This is a genomic window from Pseudohongiella sp. SYSU M77423 (genome assembly GCF_029911965.1).
GTDB lineage: Bacteria > Pseudomonadota > Gammaproteobacteria > Pseudomonadales > Pseudohongiellaceae > Pseudohongiella.
The window spans coordinates 790,511-816,522 of sequence record NZ_JARYTH010000002.1 but is presented as its reverse complement, the minus strand read 5'-3'; the positions used below and the strand labels follow the sequence as shown (position 1 = coordinate 816,522).

Here is a 26,012-nt window from a genome sequence, read left to right as displayed (position 1 = left end):
TATGGCATTGATAAAATCCGATATCGACTTTATGAGTGCGCGCAAGCGCCGCATCACCGGGATCATCTCCACAGTCATGCTCGTGGTTGCGATTCTGTCGCTGGCGATCAACCGGTTCGAATTTGGTCTCGACTTCACCAGCGGCACTCTCATCGAGGTCGGTTACCCGCAATCCATCAATCCGGAGGATGTGCGCCAACAGCTGATCTCCTCTGGCTTTGAGGATGCGGTAGTTGTCGCCTTTGGATCCGACCGGGATCTGCTGGTCAGGCTGCCCGTGGAAGAAAGTGCCGACGACCTGGCCGCGGCAAGTGCGGCCTCGTCGCTGGGCAATGAAGTGCTGGCTGCATTGCAGGAGGCCAGTGACGTACCGGTCGAAATGCGCCGTTCTGAGTACGTCGGGCCGAAAGTAGGTGAGGAACTTGCCGAACAGGGCGCATTGGCGCTGCTGGTGGCTCTGGGCATCGTCATGCTGTATGTGGCGGTCCGCTTTCAGTACAAGTTTGCAGTGGCCTCGGTGGCTGCGCTGGCGCACGACGTGATCGTAGTGCTGGGCATCATCTCGCTGTTCCACCTGACCTTCGATCTGACCGTACTGGCGGCTTTGCTGGCGGTAATTGGTTACTCATTGAATGACACCATCGTGGTATTCGACCGTGCCCGCGAGAACTTCCGGACCATGCGCTCGACTGATTCAGAGTTCATTTTGAACACGACACTGAATCAGGTGATTTCGCGAACCTTTGTGACCTCGTTAACCACTCTGCTGGCGCTGTTCGCCATGCTGCTGATGGGTGGTGAATCGATCCGTGGATTTGCGGTGTCATTGATCGTTGGCGTCAGCGTGGGTACCTATACCTCACTGCATATCAGCTGCAACTTCCTGATGTACCTCAAAATCGACAAAGAAGATCTGGCAGTCCCCATTAAAGAAGGGGAAGAAGTCGATTCATTGCCGTAACAGATATTGCTGCCCGGCCTAGCCATAAATAGTTTTGGCGAGGCCGGGCATCGATGCTTTTACGTATTCCATAAAGGCATGCATGACCGGTGTGGGATGTTTGCCACGCGGGTATACGACGCTCCATGAGCGGCGCAAGGGAAACCCCGGCAATGCCGGAATCGCCAGCTCGCCCAGTCGCAGTTCTGCGCTGATGCTCAGGCGCGGCAATACGGCAACACCAAGTCCCGCCAGCACTCCATGCTTGATGGCATCGTTGGACCCCATCTCCAGTCTTGGCTGAAACTGCAGCTGTTGCTGGCTGCACCACTGTTCCAGCGCGTGGCGGGTGCCCGAGCCGCGCTCACGCACCAGTAATCCCGCATCGAGGAACTGTTTGGTCTGCAGGCTGCGTTGTTTCAGTATTGGGTCATCAGCCCGCACCACTGGCACCAGCAGGTTGTCCAAAAATGGCAGCAGGTTAACGACTCGCGATTCTGGCACCATGCCCATGATGAACAGGTCTTCACGGTTCTGTGACAGACGCTCCACTGCCTGTGCCCGGTTTATCACCTGAAGCTGAACATCGACCTGGGGATAAAGCTCAAGAAATCCCTGCAGCAGGTAGGGGACGACGTACTGGGCGGTGCTGACCGCGGAAATCCTCAGGTCGCCCCTGATCTGCCCCTGAAGTACAGCCAGCTCCATTTGCAGGCGTCCAAGATTCTCGAACAGCAAGGTAACGTGTTTCATTAACTGTTCACCAGCTGCAGTCACATACAGCTTTTTGCCAACGTACTCAAAAACCGGCTGTCCAATGACATGCTCCAGTTGACGAATCTGGGCGCTGACAGCTGGCTGGGTCAGGCCGAGCTCAACCGCTGCATGGCTGTAGCTTTGTTTGGTGTAAACCGCATCGAATACCTGCAGTTGTCTGAAGGTGAGTCGCTGTATCAGCTGGTTCAGTGTGTAAAGCATGTGTTTTTTAAGCGCCTGTAGTTTATGTATAAGGTAAACCTTATGTTAAATAAAAGTAAATTCAATTTTTTCTTTTGCTTCAGGTGCATTATGTTAGTCAGCCTGCAATGAACGCACCCAGCGGAGACTGCGCATGCTAAAGAAAATACTGATCGCCAATCGCGGGGAGATCGCGGTCCGGATTGTCCGGGCCTGTGCCGAGATGAACATCCGGTCCGTGGCGGTATACACCGAACCTGACCGGCACGCCCTGCACGTCAAACGTGCCGACGAAGCCTATTGTGTGGGCGAGGACCCGCTGGCGGGGTATCTGGATCCGCGTCAGCTTGTGAATCTGGCCGTCCAGACCGGTTGCGACGCCATTCACCCGGGTTATGGCTTTCTGTCGGAGAACTCTGAGTTTGCCAGAATCTGTGAATCACGCGGTGTGCGCTTTATTGGTCCGTCGGCCGACGTGATTGCCAGAATGGGTGACAAAACTGCCGCACGAGCCAGCATGATCGAAGCAGACGTTCCAGTTACGCCGGGCTCAGACGGTAACCTGGCGGATGTCGACGAGGCTCTGCAGGTCGCTGAAAAAATTGGTTACCCGGTCATGCTGAAAGCGACCTCTGGTGGTGGTGGCCGCGGCATTCGCCGCTGTGATTCGCCTGATGATCTGAAAAAGCAGTTCTCACGTGTCATTTCAGAAGCGACCAAGGCTTTCGGGTCGGCGGATGTATTTCTGGAAAAGTGCATCGTCGATCCCAAGCACATCGAGGTTCAGGTGCTGGCGGACAGCCAGGGTAATGTCATTCACCTCTATGAACGTGACTGCTCCATACAGCGCCGCAACCAGAAGCTGATCGAGATTGCACCCAGCCCGCAACTGACACCCGAACAGCGCCAGTATGTAGGTGAGCTGGCGGTGCGTGCCAGCAAAGCCGTCGGTTACGAAAATGCCGGCACGGTTGAGTTTCTGGTCACCGGTCACGAAATCTATTTCATGGAAATGAACACACGTGTGCAGGTTGAGCACACCATTTCTGAACAGATTACCGGTGTCGATATCGTGCAGGAGCAGATACGGATTGCCTCAGGTCTGCCGCTGCGTTATCGCCAGGAGGATATCAGCTACCGAGGCTTTGCCCTGCAGTTCAGGATCAATGCCGAGGATCCCAAGAACAACTTTCTGCCAAGCTTTGGTCGCATCACGCGTTACTATGCGCCGGGCGGTCCTGGTGTGCGCACAGACACCGCCATTTATACTGGTTACACGATTCCTCCGTACTATGATTCCATGTGCCTCAAGCTGATTGTCTGGGCACTGACCTGGGAAGAAGCCCTGAACAGAGGTGCCCGGGCGCTATCGGATATGCGCGTGCAGGGGGTCAAGACCACTGCGCGCTATTACCAGGAAATATTGCAGGACCCTGATTTTAGAAGTGCAGAATTTACCACCAGTTTTGTGCCGGAGCATCCGCAGCTTCTGAGTTACTCCGAGAAACGTAACCCCAATGAAGTGGCTTTGGCCATTGCGGCAGCACTTGCTGCACATGCCGGCGTGTAAGGCGCCAGGAACAAGGAGACAGACCTATGAGCAAAATTCATGTTAGCGATGTGATACTGCGCGACGCGCATCAGTCACTGATCGCTACCCGTATGCGCACCGAAGACATGCTGCCCATCTGCGAAAAACTGGACAAGGTTGGCTACTGGTCGCTGGAAGTCTGGGGTGGTGCGACATTTGACGCCTGTGTGCGGTTCCTGAAAGAAGATCCCTGGGAGCGTCTGCGACAGCTGCGTGAGGCTCTGCCCAACACGCGCCTGCAGATGTTGCTGCGTGGTCAGAACCTGCTGGGCTATCGGCACTACGCCGACGACGTGGTTGAAGCATTTGTCGCAAAAGCGGCGGCCAATGGCATAGATGTGTTCCGGGTATTCGATGCGCTGAACGACCTGCGAAATCTGGAAGTGGCAATACGCGCGGTCAAAAAATCAGGCAAGCACGCCCAGGGAACCATCTGCTACACCACCAGCCCGGTTCATACAGCCGAGCTGTTTGTTAAGCAGGCACTGGCGCTGCGTGACATGGGTGCCGACTCTATCGCCATCAAGGATATGGCGGGACTCCTGACGCCTTATGCGACCTATGATCTGGTCAAGGCCATTAAAGACGCTGTTGATCTGCCACTGTTTATTCACAGCCATGCCACTGCAGGCATGGCTGATCAGTGTCAGCTGAAAGCGATCGAAGCGGGCGCCGAACATATCGATACTGCGATCTCTTCGTTTGCCTGGGGTACCAGCCATCCGGCGACCGAATCAATGGTGGCAGCACTAAAAGGCACTAAATGGGACACCGGGCTGGACCTTGAGCTGCTGACTGAAATTGCAGATTACTTCCGTGAAGTAAGGAAGAAATACCATCAGTTTGAAAGTGAGTTTGCGCGCGAGGATATTTCAGTTCAGATCAATCAGGTGCCGGGTGGCATGATGTCCAATCTGGCCAACCAGTTGAAAGAACAGAATGCGCTGAGTCGTATCCGTGACGTGTTCGCGGAAATACCGCGTGTGCGCAAGGATCTGGGCTATCCGCCGCTGGTGACACCCACGTCACAGATTGTAGGCACGCAGGCGGTACTCAATGTGCTGACGGGCGAGCGCTACAAATCAATCACCAATGAAGTGAAACGCTACCTGCAGGGTGGTTATGGCCAGCCGCCAGCAGAAGTGGACCAGAAGCTGCAGACCCGCGCGATCGGCAAGGAAGACATCATCGATGGTCGGCCGGCAGATCTGCTCAAGCCCGAGATGGACAAGCTGCGCAAGGACATCGGTGAACTCGCAAAAACTGAAGAAGATGTACTGACCTACGCCATGTTCCCGGATCTGGGTCGACAGTTTCTGGAGCAGCGTGAGGCTGGCACTCTGGAGCCCGAGCAACTGCTTCCAGAACCCAAAAGTGGTCGCACGGTTGAAGAAGGCGTTGCCACCGAATTCATCATTGATGTACACGGTGAAACCTACCAGGTCGCCGTCACAGGTGTTGGCAAGCAGGAAGATGGCAAGCGCCGTATCTATTTGACACTGGATGGCATGCCGGAAGAGGTGGTGTTCCAGCCAACCAACGCTTACGTATCAGAGGGTGGCGATGCACGTCAGCGTGCCAGCCGACCAGGTCACGTAACGACCACCATGCCGGGTAATATTGTCGAAGTGCTGGTTCAGGTCGGGGACAAGGTTGAGGCCGGCCGTGCCGTACTGATCACCGAAGCCATGAAAATGGAAACAGAAATCCACGCGACAATTTCCGGTACGGTGAAAGAAGTGCATGTCGCCAAAGGTGATCGTGTGACACCTGGCGAAGTGCTGATAGAAATTACTGAAGGCTAGGGAGGTCGCCTTTGTCTGGCGGAAGTGCTGCTAATGCAAGGAGCAGTTAATAGCCGACCGCCATGGATCCCTCTCCGAGGATAAAGGCGGAAGTGCTGCTAATGCAAGGAGCAATTAGCAGCCACAGAACATCGCCCGGGTCTGCTTGAGTAGCGTTTGCACTTCAGGCATCTGGGCAATTTCTTTTTGTTCCTCCAGCATGTCCGCGAGAATCTGGTCAGTTGTCAGTGGATTCGCCAGTACAGCACGGAACACAATGATAGGGTCGCGGCCATGCTGATGTGGATTCAGGCGCGTGCGTGAGACAAACGAGCGACCCAGCCCACGCTGAATTTTCTGAATACGCTTGGTAACCAGATTGAGGCTGTCATTGACCTCCTGGCGCAGGCTTGCTGGCGCGTCCTGCAAGGCCTTCTGGATGTCGGCCGGGACGTAGCGATAGGTCAGAATGTTCAACTCAGGTTCGCTGATCAGTTCAAAATCGGCTTCCCGCCGGATCATGTCTGCAAACTGACGCGCACGGTTGATGCCCTGATCAATCAGCAGCTCGTAGCCCTGACGTCCGATAATATGCAGCCCCGAATGCACCAGAATGGCCATGCCCGGTCGTGAGCCTTCTACTGTGTGGCTGCCAAGGTCCTTGGAGCCCTTGCGGATGATGTACTCGGCATGATGCTCGACGCTGCTGAGTGTATTTGGTCCCTTGAACACACAGATGCCGGCACCCATCGGTACGTAGAGCTGCTTGTGCGCATCCAGAGTGACCGAATCGGCCCGTTCGATGCCTTTCAGCAGTGGGCGGTGAGTGGTCGAGAACAGGGTCGGGCCGCCCCATGCTGAGTCGACATGAAAGTGAATGCCGCGCTCCTCGGCAACGTCTGCCATGGCATCCAGCGGGTCGATACTGCCGGTCTCGGAAGCCCCGGCGATACCAACCAGCGCCATGACTTTTATATTTTTGGCCGCCAGCTCGTCGCATTTCTTCGCCAACAGGTCAGTGCGAATGCGGTTATTTGCGTCGGTTTCGATGGCAATCAGAGAGCGACGACCAATACCCAGGATGTCGGCTGCTTTACCAAGAGAGTAGTGTCCACGCTCGGAAACCAGAATGGCCAGACCCTGGTATCCGTAATGTTGCATACCGGCCATCAGGCCTTCCTGGCCGAGCCCGGCGAAACCTTCTCGCGGCGCCAGCACGTTATTGCGTGCCGCCCACAGCGCGGTCAGATTGGCAATCGTGCCTCCTGAACAGAAACTGCCGAGGGCATGAGCCCGGTCGTGCATCCATTGACTGTAGAAATCCTCATCCCGGCCGTAAACCAGATGGTGGATCATGCCGATGACCTGCCGTTCCATGGGGGTAAACGCCTTGGATGTCTCGACTTTTACCAGGTTCTGGTTCAGCGCCATCATGATGCGCGACAGAGGCAGCATGAAATAGGGCAGTGCCGAGGCCATATGGCCTACAAAGCTTGGGGCTGAAATATGGACGGATTGCGCGACGAGTTTGTCCAGAACAAACTGGATCTGGTCGGAGACAAAGGTCGGCTGTTCCGGAATCTGCGGATCAGAGAAATCTTTTTCTATGTCTGCCAGGTCGCGCTCTGATGCAACGATGTGCTCTTGCAGAAAGCCCGCCAGGTTCTGGGAAATAGACTGATCTATGCGTCCAAGCGTCGAATCCGGCGCCTCTGGGACGGTAAAGATACGGTACAGGGAATCCAGACTTGCCCTGGCCAGTTTACGGCTGCCGGCCTGGGCCAGCTCGTTGCTATCGCTCATCGTAGACGCTCATTGGCAAACGGGGTGCGCAGTATAGAGCAAATGTCCGGTAAGTGAAACGCCGCCCGGCACCCGGGCCGAGGTTGACAGCTTGCATGGCTGCGGGCAAGATCAGGCAAATTAATCCAGGTCTTTAGAAGACCTGTATAACGATAGTCCCAATCAAACGAGAGACAGAACAAGAGTCTTCACACGATGTCAGTGACAAGTGCAACCTCAAGCTTTCTAAATCGGTGTTTGGCCAGCGCGCTGCTATTGGGTCTGTTGATGACACTGCTGCTCAGCTCTCGAGTCTCCGCCCAGACTGGCACTGATGCACTGCCGCGTCCGGCCGGCCTCGAGCCAGCCATTCGTTTCTGGACCCGCGTGTATACTGAGGCGGACACGGAGAGCGGATTTCTGCATGACGCGCGCAATCTGTCAGTGGTCTACCGTAAAGTGGATTACGATCGGCGCGAGATCGAAAGTTACCGCAGCCGCATAGTTGAGGATCTGAAAGTCCTTGCTTCGGGCAAGCGCACCGGCCTGACCCTGACCCAGCAGGAAGTGCTTGATGCCTGGCCGGCCGGTGTCGACAACGCCACACTGGCCGAGGCAGCCAACAATGTGCGCTTTCAGCTTGGACAGTCCGACAGATTCATAGAAGGTCTGATCCGCTCTGGCGCCTATCGGGAGCACATTGAGCAGGTAGCTCGTGAGAAGGGGCTGCCGGTCGAGCTGGCGGCGCTTCCGCATGTTGAGTCTTCATTCCATCCAGGTGCCTATTCACACGCCAATGCCGCCGGCATGTGGCAGTTTATACGCGCTACCGGGCAACGATTCATGCGTATCGACAATGTCGTCGATGAGCGGATGGACCCATATACGGCCACCTACGCGGCAATGAGCCTGCTGGAGTATAACTACAATCTGCTGGGCAGCTGGCCTCTGGCGCTGACAGCCTACAACCATGGTGCCGGTGGTCTGGCCCGGGCGGTACGCGAAACCGGTACCAATGACATCGCGACCATTATTGCCAACTACCAGGGGCGGGCGTTTGGATTTGCATCGCGCAACTTCTACCCCCAGTTTCTGGCCGTGCTTGATGTCGAGCGTCAGGCGCAGGCACTGTTCGGCGTTCTCCATCTGGATCCAGCGCCTGACTATCAGGAGTTTGAGCTGCAGGCCTACATTGAGGCCGACACGCTGGCGCAGTCGCTGGGTGTAACGATTGACCAGCTGAAATTTGATAATCCGGCACTGCGCCCGGTCGTCTGGCAGGGCGGCAAGCGCATACCCAAAGGTTACACGGTCAAGATCCAGAGCGACTCCATCCGCGGCAATCTGGATACCCTGATTGCGGCGATACCCGATACGCAGCTCTATGCCTACCAGACTCCCGACGTTAACTATGTGGTGCAGCGTGGCGACAGCCTGTCAGTCATCGCCTCCCGTTTTGATACGTCAGTGGGTGAGCTGGTCCGTCTGAATCAGTTGCAGAACCAGCATCAGATCCGGGTAGGTGAAACGCTGTTGTTGCCGCATGACACCCAGATGGTCACCCAGACGCTGGCATCGGAAGACGAACCTTTGCCGATCGCGGCAGATGGCCGCTATGTCGTCCGCTCCGGCGACACACTGTCCCGAATTGCTGATCAGCACGGTGTCTCCGCCGTCGACATCATGCGCCTGAACGGCCTCGACAGCGTAGACCGCATTTACGCGGGGCAGTCTCTGCAAATGCCTCTGGGCGATGAGCCCGAGCTGATTGCCGCATCTTACACGGTGCCGGAACAGACGCCGGCAGATGCAGATATCAGCGAATCACTGGCATCAGCCGAATCCACGCAAATTCCGGAACGCCAGCCACCCACTGGTGAGTTTTTTGGGCCCCCGGCGCCCGCAGAAGTGGCCATGGCTGAACAGCCCATGTCGGCAGTAAATGCCAGCCAGCTGGCAGTGGAGATTATTGAAAGCCCTGCCGAGCGTAATGAGCTGGCAGCACAGGCGCTGGCGGCTGACCCCAACGACTATTCAGTTGCGGAGAACCGTACCATCGAAGTACACGCTTCGGAGACACTGGGTCATTACGCAGAATGGCTGGGCGTGCGTACGCAGGATCTTCGCAATGCCAACAACATGCGTTTCGATCAGCCACTGATCGTCGGTCAGCGTCTGGTAGTGGATCTGTCAGAGGTCAGCCGCGACGAGTTTGAACTTCGTCGCCGCCAGTTCCACATTGATCAGCAGCAGAACTTTTTCCGCAACCACCGTATTCAGGATCTGGAGCAGCATCAACTGGCCGCCAATGAGAATATTGATACCCTGGCCCGTCAGCGTTACTCAGTACCCTTGTGGCTGCTGCGCCAGTACAACCCGGAGCTGGACTTCAGTCGCGTCCGGGTTGGTCAGACAATCGTGTTCCCGGTTGTTGAGCCGGTAAACGACGTGTGATCAGTTGGAAATATCGGCAATTTCATCGGCCAGCAGGCTGACCGACAGGGCATAACGAAATGCCGGGTTGTAACGCATGATTGAGCAGAAGTTGCGGTAAACCAGGTAGCCCTTGTCATCGCCTTCGTCCCCCAGCAGCAGGGCTGCCGGCAGATTGCGGGTAGGCAGGTCACTGCCGTCACTGCGGCGCACTCCCAATTGCTGCCAGTCTTCCAGAGGGCGCCATGCCCCCATCGTGCGGAACGAGCGACAGGTCGCATCGGGTGTCATGCCGGCACTCTGAGGCGCCGCCAGAGACTGTTCACCACCGGGCGGCAGACTGACTTCACGTCCCCAGGTCTGATCCTCACGCCACCCAAAAGAGGCCAGGTAATTGGCCACCGAGGCAATCACGTCCGGCCCCATGGTCCAGAGGTCGATTCGACCATCGCCATCATGATCAACCGCCAGGCGCAAAAAACTGCTGGGTGTGAACTGAACGATGCCTAGCGCTCCAGCCCATGAGCTTTTCATCATATCAACCGTCGCATAACCGTTTTCGATAATCTGCAGAGCGGCGATCAATTCATTGCGAAACATGTCGCCGCGCCGACCATCAAAGGCGAGGGTAGCGATAACGCTGAACAGGGGCTCGGTGATTGGAAAAGAACCGTAATTGCTTTCCAGTCCCAGGATGGCCACCACAAAGCGCCACTGCACGCCGTAGTGCGCGCTGACCTCACGGATCATATCGCCGTGCTCAGCCATCAGCTCTTTACCGGCTTCAATCCGGTTGTTATTGACGCGCTGCAGATAACGGGAATAGGTGTTATCAAACTCGGCCTGATTGCGATCCTGCTGGATGACCTGACGCTGCTGCGAAATCTGTGGCAGCACCTCATCAAGCGTCTGTTCGCTGATACCCCGTTCCAGGGCCTCACTGCGAAACTCAAGCAGCCAGCTCTGAAATGCTGCCTCATTGTCAGCCTCGGCAACTTCCTGGGCGAGTCCGTGAGGGGCCAACAGGCTGGAGGTCGCCACGCATACGGCAAGGGAAATAGCTTTAAGTGAGGGTTTGACGAACATGCAGACTCCTGAGGGAAAACCGAAACAGCCCCTAACTTTATCCTGAGCTGATCAGGGTGGACAAGTTATTTACTGTTGTTGTGTTTGTGGCGCTTTATGGTGTCGAGCAATGCACTGGCCCAGGCTGGTCGGAGCGCGGAGGCTGACAGGCTCTGCAGGTCCGGCGGCAGGACAGGCAAATCAGACACCCGTTCCACGGCCAGTCGCTGGATCAACTCCATCGCCGCCAGTGCGATGCCGTCATGGTCGAGCTCACCAACTTCATAACGAAAGTGGCTGGCAAAATATTCCGGATAGGCCAGCGCATCGGGCACTGCAGGCAGGCAACCCAGGATACTGGCTTCCAGCACTGAAAGCCCCTGAAAGTCGTGTTCCGCTGTCGACAGCACAATATCTGATTGTACCAGCAAAGCCTGGTAGGCCTGCCTATCACTGACCCATTCGTCAACACCGGGACTGATGTCATGGTCCTGATAGTGCTGCTGCAGGCGCCGTCTGATGCTTTCAAATTCAGCCGGGCTGCTGCGAAAGCGCTGTCCCAGCAGGTGCAGCCGGAAGGCGACACCCCGGTCACACAGCCTGTTGACGATGCTCAACAGCAAGGCCGGACCTTTGTCATATTCATGTCGGTGGTTCCATACGATGGTTAATGGCTCACCGTTGCTCCGTTCCTGCTGCGCTGTGCTTTGGATCCCCCTGAACAATTGATCCGCCAGGGGAACAGCCAGCACCTGCGACTTATTCTGCAGTTCAGCAAGCAGATTGCCAGGTACATGGTCAGGCAATTTGGCCAATAGCTGCCCGGCGCCGCTAAAGAAGCTGCGCCGGTTCCAGTCGCTGTTGAACAGCACCTGGTCGGCACACAGCGCTGTGTAGAGGCTGGTTAACTGTGCCTGCACAAGGGCTACTCCCTCACCTTCAGGCCGCTGGCTTTCCGGTCCACGGTCTTTAGGCCCGCGGTTTTCTGGATAGGCAAACTGATTCTCATGGAAGTAAACCATTGCCGGAAGCTGCGCCAGTTCCGGCACGAATCCCCGCAACGCACTGAGGTCAGTCAGCGATGTCGCCAGGACCATGTCATAGTTGTCAGTTAACTGGTCACGGTGGTTAAATGCCCAGCTCAGACTATTGCCCCGAACGCGCCAGGCAAAATAGCGCGGCGGCAGGCTCAGCACCGTCCAATCGATCTGCGGAAACATGTCGACCAGTGTCGTGCGCCACAACTGGTGGCTGTAGGCATCGTAGGCACTCAGCAGCAGTATGCGCTTGCCAGCCAGCGAGCTGAGCGTGCTCGCCAGTCGTGGGTCAGATGTGAGATGAGTGATGATAAGTTGTATCCAGGGATTCGTAACAGGAACGGAACATGCAATCTAATGATGAACAACTGCTGGGTCAATCGCCAGAAGCGCTGCTGACAGGCTTGCCAGCTAAAGTAAGTACGCCACTTTTTACGCAGGCCAGACTTCGGCCCGATGCGCCGGCAGTGACCGACCATCTGGGGCGACAACTGACTTATCGAGAGCTCGCGGCCACGGTTGAAAAGACGGTGCTTGAACTGGCCTCGCTGGGTGTTGTGGCAGGCGATCGGGTGGTGCTGGTCAACGAGAACTGTGTGCCGTTGCTGGTCGTGATTCTGGCCCTGAGTGAAGTGGGTGCCTGGCCGGTTGTCATCAACGCGCGGATGGCGGCAGATGAGATAGAAAAGATTCGCACGCACTGTCAGCCACGCCTGTCACTGTACCTGCTTGATTCTTCGGCTGCTCTGCAGCATTGGCAGGCGCTTGCGAATACCGATGCTGAAAAGACCCAGCGCGAACTGGCTGGTGGCGCTGTCGGGATCCTGCAGCATCAGCCCGATGCGCCTGATGCGGCGGCTGATACGGCCGATGTGTTTACCCTCATTTACACAACAGGCACAACTGGCGACCCCAAGGGAGTCATGTTGACGCATCGCAACATACTTTTTGTATCTGCAGTAAGTGGCGCACTGCGTGGTCTGAACAACAGCGACAAGGTTTACCTGGTGCTGCCAGTTTCCCATGTATTTGGCTTGTCCGCAGTGTTTCTGGCCGCGATCTACGCCGGAGCAGAACTTATCGTGGCTGACCGCTTTGACGCCAGCCAGGCCCTGCGGGTCATGCGTGAGCAGTCGGTGACAGGCATTTTTGGTGTACCTGCCATGTTTGCCCGGCTGGTGGATCATGTTCGTCAGCAGGGCCTTACCGGTGACGACATTCCGGCGCTGCGTTTTATGTACAGTGGCGGTGCACCGCTGGATCCGGCCATCAAGGAGAAAACCGAAAAGCTGTTTGGACTGCCCCTGCTTAATGGTTACGGCATGACAGAAAGCGGTCCCACCATCTGCCAGGTAAGATTCAATGAGCCCCTGGACAGCTGCAGTGTCGGCAAGCCGCTGCCCGGCCTGGAGATACGTTTGATCGGTGCGGACGGTAATCCAGTCACCGATGGTGAAGTTGGAGAGCTGCATGTCCGTGGCCCGAATGTCATGCGAGGCTATTATCGCAACCCAGAGGCAACCAGGGCCGCAATAGATGCGGATGGCTTTCTGAATACGGGCGATCTGGTCAGACTGGACGAGTACGGCAATGTCCACATCGCCGGGCGCAGCAAGGAACTGATCATTCATTCCGGCTTTAATGTGTTCCCTCCGGAAGTAGAGGCAGTTATTTCCAAGCATCCGGATGTACTGCTATGTGCCGTGATCGGTCAGATGCACGACGGCAATGAGGAAGTGGTTGCTTATATCCAGCGGATTGCCGACAGCCAGCTGGGCGAAGAGGAACTGCGCGCTTTTATCAAGCCCAGACTGACGGCGTACAAACGGCCAGGCATCATTCATTTCGTTGAGTCGTTACCGACTGCACCGTCCGGCAAAGTGTTGAAACACAAACTCAAATAGTGCCACAAATAGGAACTTGCCAGCGGAGTGGCTTTCCGTTAAAAATGTGTAATGCGCACAAAATTGGTGCAACACACATGATGTCCCCGAGTCTGGCCAGCACCGTAGTGCTGGTACGGGAACAGGCCCAGACATCCGGCACTTCAGGGCTGGAGACGCTGCTGCTGCTTCGCAACTCAAAGCTTGTATTTGAGGGCGGAGCCTGGGTGTTCCCGGGCGGTAGAGTCGATGACTGCGATTACCCGCCCGATCGCGCGGATCTGCCTGCTTCCCACGTAGAGTACCTGGCGGCCATCAAGGCCGCGGTGCGTGAAACTGAGGAGGAGGCCGGTATCTGTATCTCGCCGGGCGAGCTCATCCATATCGCTCACTGGACCACTCCGCAGGGTATGTCGCGGCGATTCGCTACCTGGTTTTTCCTGTGTCCACTGAATGAAGCGGTGGACATCGTTGTTGACCAGCAGGAAATACACGACTATCAGTGGATACGTCCAGACCTGGCGCTGGCTCGTCACGCAAGTGGTGAAATTCGCCTGCCTCCACCCACCGCACATACACTTCAGAGTATCGCAGGCTTTAAGTCGCTGAAGTCCCTGTGCCATGCCATGTCCACTGCTGATATTCATGTTTTTCCGGAAGACTCTGCGCATTATCGGCCGGTTGAGGGTATCTGCAGCATCCGTTGACGCCGCTTGAGCGTACCCGATAAGTGAACCTTGCAGCGTGTCAGATTCCCTTGCTTTGCCCGGTCCGTTAATGGGATAGTTGAAGCAGATCCGAAAGAAGAATTAACCGAGTCGCATATGAGCCGTCCCGAGACTGTCAAACCGGATTCAGCCAGTGTCATCAAACTCAGAGCCGCGCTGGCCGGTGTTCGTAAACGCCGCCAGCGGCTGCTGATACTCAAGCAGACCAGCCTGGTCGCCATCGCCCTGATTGCTGCATTTTTGGGTTTGTCCACACTCAGTGTGTCGCTGTCTGGCGGGCGTGGCCTCGATGCCGTGCTGTTTCTGGCCTTCGTTGCAATTGCTGGGGTGCTGGTCTGGCGTTACCTGCGCACGCTTGCACAACTGCGGCAGGACGATCGTCAGCTCGCGGGCTATGTTGAATCGCGCTTGCCCGATCTTGAACAGCGACTTCTCACCTCACTTGAATTTTCATCCGATCCCGACAGCGTGGAGCAACGCGGTGTTTCGCAGCAGTTCGTCCAGCAGCTTTGGGATGATGCGGATACCCAGTTGGGCGCCCAGCAGCAACGACTGCTTGAGGATGCTGACAATCGCATGCCGTGGTTGCCATTATCGGTGGCTGGTGGCGCCATTCTGACACTTGTAGTTCTGCTTACCGCCTCAGACGCACTGTGGCGTGCCGGTTCGTCACTCCTGTGGCCATTCCGTGCCGGTCCGGAGCTCGCGCTGGCGCCAGTGCCCGAACCTGTGGTCGAGCCAGCCGACATGGTCATCTCGGTGGAACCGGGTGACATCAGCATGCAACGCGGCCGGGCCGCGACCATCGAAGTCCGTATCGAAAACGCCATACCCGATGATGTGCGGTTGCGTATGCGCTCCGACCATGTCAACTGGTACGACGCCAATATGCAGCGTGACGGTAGCGGTAGCAACGGCGCGGCATTCAGCTACTACCTGCCGGCTGTGGAAGAGGATCTCGTTTATTACGTCAGCGTGGGCGAGGGTGATGATGAACGGAGCCGCGAGTACCGCATTACGCTCTATGACCTCCCACAGGCCGAACAGATTGATGTGGCTTACGACTTTCCGGAATACACAGGCATAGACGACTACCAGGAAACCGACAGTGGTGACTTTGTTGTGCCAGAAGGCACTTCCCTGACGCTCGACATCATGTTTAATAAGGCAGTCTCACAGGCTGACCTGGTATTTGAGGATGACACGCGCATACCGGTCACTGTTGATGGCGATCGTGGCCAGGTCACCCTGATTGCCGAGCAGGATCGTTCCTACCGTGTCCTGGCAACCGATTTTGAGCAGCTGCAGACCGAAGACGCCGACATCTACTACTTGCGAACCATACCTGATGAGCCTCCGGAACTGGCTTTACACAGTCCGGGCCGCGACCAGGATGTGATGCCACTGGAGGAAGTGATTCTTCAGGTAGAGGCTACTGATGACTACGGACTGAGTGATTTTACGCTGCATTACAGCGTGATCGGCTCTGATGAGGTGGCCATCGATTTCCTGCCAGAAGAGCGCACCCGCAATGTGACCGGTAACCAGATGATCTACATGGAAGACCTGGTTGTCAGCCCGGGCGACTTTGTCAGTTACTACCTCACCGTGGCTGACAATAACGGCCTCAGAGGGCCGCAGGAAGTTGTGTCTGACATCTACTTCCTGCAGGTGGTTCCAACTGATCAGGAGTTCCGTCGTGCCAGTGGTGGACAGCAGGGCGGCGGCGGTGGTGGTGGCGGTGGTGACACCGGCAGTGCGCTGGTGACATTACAGAAAGACATCATTGCGGCGACCTGGCGCCTTCGGCAGCAGCAGCTTAATATGGATCAGCAACAGTTCAGCGACGATGTCGCTGTGATTGCCGAGTCCCAGCGAGATGCTTCGGAACGGGCTCAGATGTCCATTGACCGCCTGTCAGAGCGTGTCAACTTTGCCGATGACAGCTACGGCAATGCAGTGACCTACCTGCAGCGTGCCATCGAGCAGATGGAAGCCGCTGCCGCAGATCTCGACCAGCTGGCGCTAACTCAGGCCATGACACCTGAACAACAGGCGCTGCAGTATGTGCTGCGTGCCGAGGCAGAAATCAATCAGACCGATGTCAGCTTTCAGCAGCAGGCCGGTGGTGGCGGAGGCGGTGGCAGCCAGCAGGAACGTCAGGACCTGCGTGAACTGTTTGATATGGAAATGGGGCAGAACGAAAATCGTTACGAAACCCCACGTCAGGCCAGTCAGGGTGGTCAGAACACCGAAGAGGCCAGCCGGCTGGAAGAGCTTGCCAGACGCCAGGAAGGACTGACTCGGGCCCAGCGAAACCTGGCCCGACGTCTGGAAGAGATGGATGAAGAGCAGCGTCGGCGTGAACTTGAGCGGCTGCGTCGAGATCAGGAGCAGATCAGTAATGAGCTGGCGCAGCTGCAGCAGCAGATGTCACGCCGGCAACAGATGAGTCAGGGACAGCAGAACAGTCAGGCTCAGGCTGGCGGCAGCAGTCAGCAGCTTGAGCAGATGCAGCGCACGATTGAACAGATGCAGGAAGCAGCGCAGGCCGAAACGCCAGCGCAGGCAGCCGCCCGCAGTCAACGTGCCCTGGACAGTCTTCGTGAACAGCAAAGGCAGCTGGCACAGCAGTCTCAGCAGTCACCGAATCAGCTGGTACAGGATCTGGCGCAGCGTGGACAACAGCTTCAGCAGCAGCAGCGACAGTTGCAGCAGTCGCTGGAAGACCTGAGTCGCGAGCAGGGCCTCGGTCAGTCGCGACAGTCGGCTGCCAATGATGAAGGCCTGCAGGAGCTGACAGAACAGCAGCAGCGTCTACGTCAGGAGCTGGAAGAGATCGATCGCATGTTGCGTGCCGTCATCGCGCGGGCGGGCAATGACGAGCAGCAGACGCTGGCGCAGGCACAGGAAGCCACACGTGCGCTGCGGCCTCTACGTGAGCAGATGGACACCAGTAATCGTGTGCTGCGCAATGGCATGGTCAATCTGGCGGTTGATATTGAGCAGGACATTGCGGAAGCGCTCGCTGATCTTAGCCGCGACCTGCAGGGTCTGGAGCCGGGTAATCAGCTTGCCCAGCAGACGGATGCTGATCCTATCAATCAGGCCGCCGCTGACGCCAGCGCGCTGCGGCGCGAGCTCGAGGCGCTGCAGGAGCAGATCAGTAATGGCCGGCAGGAGTCAATCGGGCAGATGCGGGAGAGACTGGCGCGCTCCCAGCAACTGGCGCAGCAACTCGATCAGCAGCTGTCGCAGGCTGGCGAGCAGCAGGCCGGCGAAGGCCAGCCCTCACGTGGTCAGCTTGCTCAGCGCGGCCAGCAGGGCAACCCTGGCAACCAGGCTCAACCGGGTGGTGCCGCCAGTCAGGTCGATCCTGGCGATCAGCGGGGTATCGGACGTATTCCAGCGGAAGGTGAAGCGGCACTCTGGGGTAACGCCCGCTCAATCAGTACCGAGATTACCAGTCAGTCGCTGGAAGCATTCATGAATCAGCCCGAGCTTCTGCAGGGTGTTCTGCAACCACTGATTGAACTGGAAAGTGATCTGCGTGCGCGCGCTGAACTCGCCCGCATCACGCGCCGCCTGTATACCGTATCCGAAGAGGATATCCCTGAGGAATATCGACAGCTGGTGGAAGACTACTACCGGGCGCTGTCCGAGAATCGGAGCGCGACGCCCTAAACGATGAGTTTCTTTGTAGATCCATATGCACTTGAGGCTATTGCAGACGGGCAGTTCTCCTTCGCTAACAGCCCGCACCCGCTGGTTACAGCCATTCTGATACTGCTTGTGCCGGCAATCGTCTGGCTGCTGTACCGGCGCACTACACGGCCGGTCAGCCCTCGCTGGAAGGCCCTGCTCATCACCCTGCGATCGGCCGTCCTGCTGCTCCTGCTGCTGATGCTGCTGCGTCCGGTAATAACCACCTGGGAAGTCAATCCACAGGAGACTTACCTGGCCGTTCTGATTGATGACAGCCAGAGCATGCAGATCAATGATGTGGGGAATGGCCAGTCACGAGCCGAAGCCGTGCAGCAGGCGTTGTTTGCTGATAACGGGATACTTCCGCCGTTGGCGGAGCGTTATCAACTGCGGACATTCGCGTTCAACAATGCATTGAGCAGGCTGGACACGGCAGAGGAACTGCAGGCAAGCGGCAATCTGTCTGATCCCGGCCAGGCATTGCAGCAACTGCGCAATCAGCTGGGCGGACTGCCATTGAGTGGCGTTGTACTGATCAGCGATGGTGCCGACAATTCTGGTGCCGATGTGCTGGCGCAGGCGCGCGAATTCGCGGCACGTCAGGTGCCCATTTTTACGGTCGGTGTGGGTCAGCCTGAAATTCAGCAGGATGTCGCCATCACTGATGTTGCAGCCGCCAGTACGATTCTGGATAACAGCATTTTTGATGTACAGGTTACGCTGCAGCAGCAGGGTTATGAAGGGCGTCAGGTTCAGCTGCGGGTTCTCGATGGTGAGACTGAAGTGCTTACTCGAAATGTGACACTCGGCGCTAATGGTGGCAGCAGCCGCTACGAGCTGGAACTGGAACCGGAGCGCCGGGAGCCGATTCTCTACGAACTTGAAGTTGAAACTCTTGATGGAGAGCTGATTGCCCAGAATAACCGCTATCAGTTTCTGGTCGACAACAGCGAGCGCCCGCCACTGAATATTCTTTATGTTGAGGGCCATCCACGTAATGAGTTCAAGTTCATCAGGCGGGCTGCCGAAGGTGACGAAAGCCTGCGTCTGGCCTCCTATCTGCAGACCGGGCCTGGCAGGTTCTACCGACAGGGTATCAATACACCGCTGGAGCTGAACGACGGGTTCCCTGCCACTGCAGAAGACCTCTATCAGTATCAGGCGGTGGTGATAGGTGACATTGATCCGGACTTTCTCAGTGCGGAGCAGTTGACGCTGCTGCAGGATTTTGTGGCAGAGCGCGGTGGCGGACTGCTGGTGAGCGGCATGCTGGATGATGCCTTTGTTGACACGGCGCTGGCTGACATCCTGCCGGTCACGCCGGTACGGCTGTCCGCTCTTCCCGGCTACCTGCAGGGTGGTGTACGGCGAGGCAGCCATGCTACCGGCGAAATGTTTACACCTCGCCTGACCACGCCCGGTGAATTCTCCCCGCTTCTGCGTCTGGGCGCTGATGACAGTGAGAATCGCAATGCCTGGTCGGCCTTGCCGCAATTGCAGGGTATCTATGTGACCGGCCGCGCCAAACCGGGCGCCACCGTCCTGATGGAACACCCATCGGTGCAGTTTCAGGATCAGGCGCTGCCGGTCATGGCCACGCAGCGTTATGGCAGCGGTCGCAGCATGGCGATTACCACAGCCAGCACCTGGCGCTGGCAGATGCTGATGCCGGCAGAAGATGAATCGCACGAGCGTGTCTGGCGACAGATACTGCGCTGGCTGGCGCAGGGAGCGATGGAACGCGTTACCGTGAACTTTGATAAGCCATTTTACAATGTCGGTGATGAAGTTACCGTTTCGGTTGAAGTTCGTGATGAACGCTTTGAGCCGGACAATAACGCGTCGCTGTGGCTGCAGCGCACCGACCCGCAGGGCGAAGTCAGTGATATTGCGATGGAGTGGGATATCGATGAAGACGGCGTCTACCGCAGCCGTTTCCTGGTGGAAGACGAAGGCGTTTACAACACGCTGGTAGATGTCAGCAGCACTGCGGCGGCAAGAATCGATGACGAAAAACCGGCAGCATTTGTGGTTACTCCGTCGCTGCGCGAATACAACAATGCAGCCCGTGACGACGGTCTGCTGGGTCGCATCGCGGAAAGCAGTGGCGGTCGGTATTACGATCTGGGTGAAATCAACCAGCTGGTAGGCGATATTGAACGCAGCCCTGGTGCGTATTCTCAACAGGTTGAGGAAGACCTGTGGGACCGGCCAGGCTTCCTTCTGTTGCTGATCGCATTGATGTGTGCCGACTGGATGGCCAGACGTTACCGGGGGTTGTCATGATTGCTCTAAGCGTAATTGGCAGACTGGTTTTTGCGCTGAGTGTTTTCTCATCTGCGGCTTTAGTCATGGCACAGGATGTTGCAACAGACGGCGAGACGCCATGGTTCAGTCAGGCAGTAGATACTGAAAAGTTCGCGGTGATCATTACCGGAGCGGCTGCCACGCCGGAGAGCCGGGAACAGTTTCGCAGCTGGACTGCAGACCTGTACCGGTCTCTGCGTGACGACTACGGTTATCCGGATTCCCACACTACGCTGTTGATGGATGATGGCAATAACGTAGGCGAGCTGGCACCTTTGGTTGATGGCAGCTCTGAGCTCGAGGATATCCGCAGTGCCCTTGATCAGCTGGGCCAGCAGATGGCTCAGGGTGATCAGCTGACACTGTTTTTGATTGGTCACGGCTCAAGCCGGTTTGGTGAGGCCAAATTCAACAACGTCGGTCCTGACATGACGGGCAGCGATCTGGCGCAGATGCTTGAAGCTTTTGAGGGTCAGGATATCGTTGTGGTCAATACGACAAGTGCAAGCTTTGAGTTTTCACGCGAGCTGGCAGCCAACGGTCGTGTCATCGTGTCGGCGACCCGGTCTGCAGCAGAACGTTATGACCCGGTGTTCGGCGGCTTTTTTATAGAGGCCATGCAGGGGCGACAGGCGGATCTGGATCGCAATGGTCGACTGTCAATTCTGGAAGCCTTCAATTTTGCGAGCAGTCAGACGGCCGAGTGGTACAGCGAACAGGGCAGATTACCCACTGAAAATGCCGTCCTGGATGATACCGGTGATGGTCTGTTCAGTCGGGAGCCTGGTCGAAACGAGTCTGATGGCCTGCTGGCGGAAATCGCGTATATCGATATTGTCAGGCCGGATGAGGTCAAAACCTCACCTGGCGCGCGGGAAATACTGGCAGATATTCAGCGTCTGGAGCGAGAGATTTTCATTCTTCGCAATCAGAAGAGCAACTACCTGGAGGAAGACTACTGGAGCCGGCTGGAAGCCCTGTTAATTGACCTGGCGTTACAAACGAGGGATTACAATGCATTGCCCTGAATCGATTGGCCACGTAAAGATCAGAAAATCCAGACGCGTCGCTGCGATGAGGATGCGACGTCCGATCACTGCCTCCCTGATGCTGGCAATGCTGGCCTCGCCGCTGGTAACGGACAGACTTAATCTGGCGGGTGTGGTTGTTCATCTGGCACCAGCAGCGTATGCGCAGACCCAGCCGACTGACCTGGAAAATCTTGAACGCGGGCAGCAGCTGCTGCTGCGCGGATCCTACCTGGCTGCGATGGAGGTTCTTGGCTCCGTTCGCGACGATTTTTATCAGGAGTCGGCCGCCCTGGCACTCGCCCGCGCACATGTCGAAACCGGACAGTACGATCGTGCCGTGGATGTGCTGCAGGATGTCATGCGCGCCGCTGCTGACACGCCCGAAGTGGCCACAGCGCTGGCTGAGATTTATGTGCGTACCGGACGTTCGGAACAGGCAAACACCTTGCTGACTGAAGTAACACAGCAGCTGACTACACCACCTGTGCGGTCCCTGGTGCAGCACGGCATGGTGTTGTCGCTGCGTGGCGATCGCTTGGCGGCGCAGGAGCAGTTTAATGCCGCGCTGGCGCGTTACGACAGTGGCAGTGTCTTTGAGTCCTCAGATGTCGGGATGGTGGCACTGGCTGCCTGGCAACTCGGTGAATTCCATGACGCCAACGCACTTTTTAACGAGGCCGTGCGTCTGGACGACAACAACCTCGAAGCACTGGCGCTGTGGGGTGATCTGTTCCAGGACAAATTTAATGACGAGGATGCCCGTCGCAACTATCAGCAGGTGCTGGATATAAATCCCCGCTACACACCGGCGCTGGTTGGCATGGGGCGAATCACCTCACCGGAGCTGAACCTCTCACGTGCACTGGATGTCAATGTTCGCGACAGCGAGGCGCTGCACACATTCGGACTGATACTGATACGTAACAATCAGCGCGAAGAAGGCGTTCGCATGCTGGAGCAGGCGATCGGCATCAATCCTGAGTCCATTCCTGCACGGGCGATACTGGCGGCGCTGGCTGTCATGAATGATGACGAGGCTGCACTGGCTGCCCAGCGCGCCGCAATCAACAGTTTCAGCCCGGACAATTCCATGTTCTATGCGTTGGCGGCCGAGTTCCTGGGCAATAACTATCGATTCGAGGAAGCGGTTGAATATGCAAGGCTGGCAATAGACAGCGATCCGCAGAACTGGTTTGCGCATACCGTGCTGGGTGGCAACCTGGTTCGACTCGGCGAGGAAGCAGAGGGTAAAGGCCATCTGGAAAGTGCCTTTGATAATGATCCGTTCAACGTGCTCACATCAAACATGCTGCAGGTATTTGATGTGCTGGAAGAGTACGAAACGCTGGAGACAGAGCATTTCCGCGTAAACATGAGTTCGCGCGATGCGCAGATCCTGTGGCCGTACATGGCGCCGCTGCTTGAGGAAAGCTGGGACCGGCTGGTGGCCAAATACCAGTTCGAGCCCGAGGTGCCGGTCGTCATCCAGGTCTTCGAACGTACCGAGGATTTTGCGGTGCGTTCCGTCGGACTCCCCGATATCGGGCCGCTGGTCGGCATCTGTTTTGGTAAAGTGATCACACTGATTTCACCAGATACCCTGAGTGCCAACTGGCAGGAAATTGTCTGGCACGAACTGGTCCACGTGTGGACGCTGCAGATGACCAGCAACCGGATGCCGCGCTGGCTGTCTGAAGGTATCTCAACCTGGGAGGAGAGGCTCGGCCGACCAGAGTGGGGCCGCCGCCAGGGGCTTGATCTGGTCAGGGCGGTGCAACAGCAGCGCGTTGCACCAGTCGCAGAGCTCAACAATGCGTTCACCTCGGCAGGGAGCAATGCCGATCTGAACTTCGCCTACTATCAATCCTATCTGGTGGTGGAATACATCGCCGAAGCCTTCGGTTTCGAGAGTCTGCTGGCCCTGATTCATCAGTATGCCGAGGCCAAACCCGAGGCTGAAATGTTTGAGGCTGTGTTCAATATGGACATGGCAAGCTTTGATGAGGGCTTCCAGGCCTGGTTGCAGGCCAGAGTGGAATCGATCAACGTTTACGTGCACAGTGAAGACAGCCCTGACGATGGCGCGGCACATGGTCACGGGCGCCGTGAAAACAGCAGCGCGGTGCTTGCCGAGCTGTACAACAATCAATCTTTGAAGGAGTACATGGAAGGACGGGTGCAGCGTCAGCCGCGCGACTTTCAGGCCCATCTGCAACTGGGAATCGTACAGTTTCGCGAAGAGGCATGGGATGAGGCGATTGAGCATCTGGTCATCGCCCATGAAATCCTGCCCGATTATTCGGGCTACCCAAGTCCCCCACTTGTGCTGTCACAGGTTTACGAAGCAAGAGGTGATACCAATCAGCAGCTGTACTGGCTGGAAGTCATGCTTGAAAACAGCCAGCATGACTTTGCATCGCCATTGAAACTGGCCAATGTCGCACTTGAAAACGGTAATCTGGAACGTGCCGGGTATTACATAGAGCGTGCGCTGTCAGTAAACCCGTATCGCCCCGAGATTCATCAGGTCAATGCCGAACTGGCATCGGCACTGGGTGATACTGCCACTGCGGTCCAGGAATACGAAGTTCTGCTGGAACTTGATCAGACTGATCCGGTTGCCGCTAGAACCAATCTGGCGCAGGCCTATTTGGAAAACAACCAGACTGAGGAAGCTCGCCAGAGTGTGTTGCGAGCACTTGAAACAGCGCCCGGTTATGTACGTGCGCAGCAGATACTGCTGCGCGCTGTTGGCCGGGGAGGTGAGTAGCATGCCGGTCCGGCTGCGACACAAGATTGCTGGTCGCCGGGCTCTTGCCTGCGGGCTGCTGGTGGCGAGCGCACTGCTGGCGGTCAATAGTCAGGCACAGCCGCAGTCCGGTATCGCATTCCCACCAGACTTTGACATACGTTCACTGCAGGACCGCGATCCACCCCAGATCGCCATCGGCGGGCAGAGCAGCAACCAGGCGCGCGAGCCTCGGGTAGCGCCCGAATTCACTTTTATCCGGGGACGGTATGAAAACTATCCTGGCGGAATGGGACGACGCGGTGGCTGGTGGGATACCGACTATCCCGACGCCGAACAGAACTTTCTGCGCGGCGTGCAGCGCTATACCCTGGTAGACACAGAGACACAGGCGACTCGCTGGCTGGACCTGACAGATCCGACGCTGTTTGAACATGTGTTTCTTTACATGACTATGAAACGCGTACCCGTCGGCCGGATGTACAGCGGCCCGAACTTCTCGACGGCAGAGGCTGAAGCGCTGCGCGAGTTTATGCTGCGCGGCGGATTTGTAATGCTGGATGATTTCTGGACCGAAGCGCATTTTGAAGATTTTCTGATAGAGATGGTGAAAATTTTCCCGGATCGCGAAGTCGTGCAGCTGCCCCTGGATCACGAGATATTTAACCTGTTTTATGAGATTGACAGGGTACCGCAGGTGCCTGGCCGCGCCGTGACCTGGGACTACGGCGGTGTCACGCTGGATGATGCGCGCTATCCACCCTCTGTGCACGCCATCCTCGACGATGACGGAAGGATCATGCTGGTGGCAAATTACAATTCGGATATGGGTGATGGCTGGGAACATACCTTTCTGGAGATGTATCCCACGGAAATGAGCAACGCAGCATATCGACTTGGAATTAACTATCTGATTTACGCTTACACACACTGATTAAAGCAGAGAGACTGCTTCAACCTATTGGCACAAGAAGGACATGACGATGACAGACACAGATACCATACAGGACGCACCAGTTGCCGGGCTGGATGATCAAGACGATCTGGCGCTGGTCAAAAAGATGCAGCAGGGACGGGATCAGATGGTGCAGGAGATCCGCAAGATCATCGTCGGTCAGGAAGCGGTTGTGGAGGAGTTGCTGATTGCGCTGTTTGCAGGCGGCCACTGCCTGGTGACTGGTGTGCCGGGTCTGGCCAAAACACTGTTGATCAAAACCGTGGCTGACATTCTCCAGCTTGATTTCAGTCGCATACAGTTCACACCGGATTTGATGCCTTCTGATGTGGTGGGCGCGGAGATTGTTGAAGAGCAGGAAGGTCGTCGCAAGCTGGTGTTTGTGAAAGGACCCATTTTCACCAATATTCTGCTGGCCGACGAAATCAACCGGACGCCACCCAAGACACAGTCATCTCTGCTTGAAGCAATGGAGGAGCGTCAGGTCACAGCGGCAGGTGTCACACACAAAATGGCGCAACCATTTTTTGTGCTGGCCACTCAGAACCCGATTGAACTGGAAGGCACCTATCCCCTGCCAGAGGCGCAGCTTGACCGGTTCATGTTCAAGATAGAGCTGCAGTACCTGAGTGAAGAGGAAGAAGTGCAGGTGGTCAGCAACACCACCCGTACCGTTGATCATACGGTGTCACATCCATTGAGTGGCGAGGACATTCTGGCCTTCCAGCGTATCGCCCGCCAGGTTCCCGCCGCTCAGGCCGTCATTCAGTATGCCGTGAGACTGGTACATGCGACTCGTCCGCAGAGCGAATCGGCACCGGATTTTGTGCGCGACTGGGTAACCTGGGGCGCTGGTATTCGCGCATCCCAGAATCTGGTGCTGGCTGGCAAGGTTCGTGCGCTGCTGCATGGCCGCTATAACGTGTCCTTTAATGACATCCGGGCACTGGCGCCATCCGTGCTGCGGCATCGTCTGCAATTGAACTTTCACGCCGAGGCTGAGCGCATCAATGCTGACGAACTCATCAGACGTGTGCTGGCTCACGTCAAGGAACCGGCCTGATC

16 protein-coding genes are annotated in these 26,012 nt (G+C 56.7%); 12 read left to right on the top strand and 4 right to left on the bottom strand.

Features of this window, described 5'->3' with window-relative positions; translation table 11 throughout:
* Position 1 precedes the first annotated feature (1 nt).
* Positions 2-961, top strand: coding sequence for a protein translocase subunit SecF (secF, locus tag QGM61_RS07470; protein ID WP_281132515.1), 960 nt, complete (start codon positions 2-4; stop codon positions 959-961).
* 18 nt (positions 962-979) lie between these two features.
* Here secF and QGM61_RS07465 read toward each other — a convergent pair whose 3' ends face one another.
* Positions 980-1,918: a LysR family transcriptional regulator gene (locus QGM61_RS07465; protein ID WP_281132514.1), complete on the bottom strand. Its 939-nt coding sequence runs from the start codon at positions 1,916-1,918 to the stop codon at positions 980-982.
* Between the two features lie 133 nt (positions 1,919-2,051).
* On the opposite strand from QGM61_RS07465, the gene QGM61_RS07460 reads away from it, so the two are divergent.
* Positions 2,052-3,467: an acetyl-CoA carboxylase biotin carboxylase subunit gene (locus QGM61_RS07460; RefSeq protein ID WP_237133580.1), complete on the top strand. Its 1,416-nt coding sequence runs from the start codon at positions 2,052-2,054 to the stop codon at positions 3,465-3,467.
* A 26-nt stretch (positions 3,468-3,493) separates the two neighbouring features.
* Positions 3,494-5,293, top strand: a complete 1,800-nt coding sequence (gene oadA, locus QGM61_RS07455) for a sodium-extruding oxaloacetate decarboxylase subunit alpha (protein WP_281132513.1) — start codon at positions 3,494-3,496, stop codon at positions 5,291-5,293.
* A 114-nt stretch (positions 5,294-5,407) separates the two neighbouring features.
* Here oadA and panP read toward each other — a convergent pair whose 3' ends face one another.
* The gene (gene panP / locus QGM61_RS07450; RefSeq protein WP_281132512.1) at positions 5,408-7,075 is read right to left on the bottom strand and encodes a pyridoxal-dependent aspartate 1-decarboxylase PanP; all 1,668 of its coding nucleotides are present in this window, start codon (positions 7,073-7,075) and stop codon (positions 5,408-5,410) included.
* 195 nt (positions 7,076-7,270) lie between these two features.
* Between panP and QGM61_RS07445 the strand changes: the two genes are divergently transcribed.
* On the top strand, positions 7,271-9,508 hold the full coding sequence (locus tag QGM61_RS07445; RefSeq protein ID WP_281132511.1) for a LysM peptidoglycan-binding domain-containing protein: 2,238 nt from the start codon (positions 7,271-7,273) through the stop codon (positions 9,506-9,508).
* Here QGM61_RS07445 and QGM61_RS07440 read toward each other — a convergent pair whose 3' ends face one another.
* Both QGM61_RS07440 and QGM61_RS07435 read right to left on the bottom strand, forming a co-directional pair.
* Positions 9,509-10,573, bottom strand: a complete 1,065-nt coding sequence (locus tag QGM61_RS07440) for a lytic transglycosylase domain-containing protein (protein ID WP_281132510.1) — start codon at positions 10,571-10,573, stop codon at positions 9,509-9,511. It abuts the gene before it with no gap.
* A gap of 65 nt (positions 10,574-10,638) precedes the next feature.
* Positions 10,639-11,826 carry a DUF3524 domain-containing protein gene (locus QGM61_RS07435; RefSeq protein ID WP_281132559.1) on the bottom strand — a complete coding sequence of 396 codons (1,188 nt, stop codon included), beginning with the start codon at positions 11,824-11,826 and terminating at the stop codon, positions 10,639-10,641.
* Positions 11,827-11,936: 110 nt separating this feature from the next.
* Here QGM61_RS07435 and QGM61_RS07430 point away from each other — a divergent pair, with 110 nt between their 5' ends.
* The 8 genes from QGM61_RS07430 (at position 11,937) to QGM61_RS07395 (ending at position 26,010) form a co-directional block, all read left to right on the top strand.
* The gene (locus QGM61_RS07430; protein WP_281132509.1) at positions 11,937-13,493 is read left to right on the top strand and encodes a class I adenylate-forming enzyme family protein; all 1,557 of its coding nucleotides are present in this window, start codon (positions 11,937-11,939) and stop codon (positions 13,491-13,493) included.
* 77 nt (positions 13,494-13,570) lie between these two features.
* Complete coding sequence (locus QGM61_RS07425; protein ID WP_237133587.1) at positions 13,571-14,179, top strand: NUDIX hydrolase; 609 nt, start codon at positions 13,571-13,573, stop codon at positions 14,177-14,179.
* A gap of 117 nt (positions 14,180-14,296) precedes the next feature.
* Positions 14,297-17,884 (top strand): DUF4175 family protein, encoded by a 3,588-nt coding sequence (locus QGM61_RS07420; RefSeq protein ID WP_281132508.1) that lies wholly within the window; start codon positions 14,297-14,299, stop codon positions 17,882-17,884.
* A gap of 3 nt (positions 17,885-17,887) precedes the next feature.
* On the top strand, positions 17,888-20,191 hold the full coding sequence (locus QGM61_RS07415) for a hypothetical protein (RefSeq protein WP_281132507.1): 2,304 nt from the start codon (positions 17,888-17,890) through the stop codon (positions 20,189-20,191).
* Complete coding sequence (locus QGM61_RS07410) at positions 20,188-21,240, top strand: hypothetical protein (protein WP_281132506.1); 1,053 nt, start codon at positions 20,188-20,190, stop codon at positions 21,238-21,240. Before QGM61_RS07415 ends, QGM61_RS07410 begins: the two co-directional genes overlap by 4 nt.
* Entirely contained in the window at positions 21,227-24,013 is a 2,787-nt protein-coding gene (locus tag QGM61_RS07405; protein WP_281132505.1) for a tetratricopeptide repeat protein, read from the top strand. The genes QGM61_RS07410 and QGM61_RS07405 overlap by 14 nt, the downstream gene beginning before the upstream one ends.
* Before the next feature lies 1 nt (position 24,014).
* A complete protein-coding gene (locus QGM61_RS07400; protein ID WP_281132504.1) occupies positions 24,015-24,926 on the top strand; it encodes a DUF4159 domain-containing protein in 912 nt (303 codons plus the stop codon).
* 49 nt (positions 24,927-24,975) lie between these two features.
* Positions 24,976-26,010 (top strand): AAA family ATPase, encoded by a 1,035-nt coding sequence (locus tag QGM61_RS07395; RefSeq protein WP_237133593.1) that lies wholly within the window; start codon positions 24,976-24,978, stop codon positions 26,008-26,010.
* The last annotated feature ends 2 nt before the right edge of the window (positions 26,011-26,012 follow it).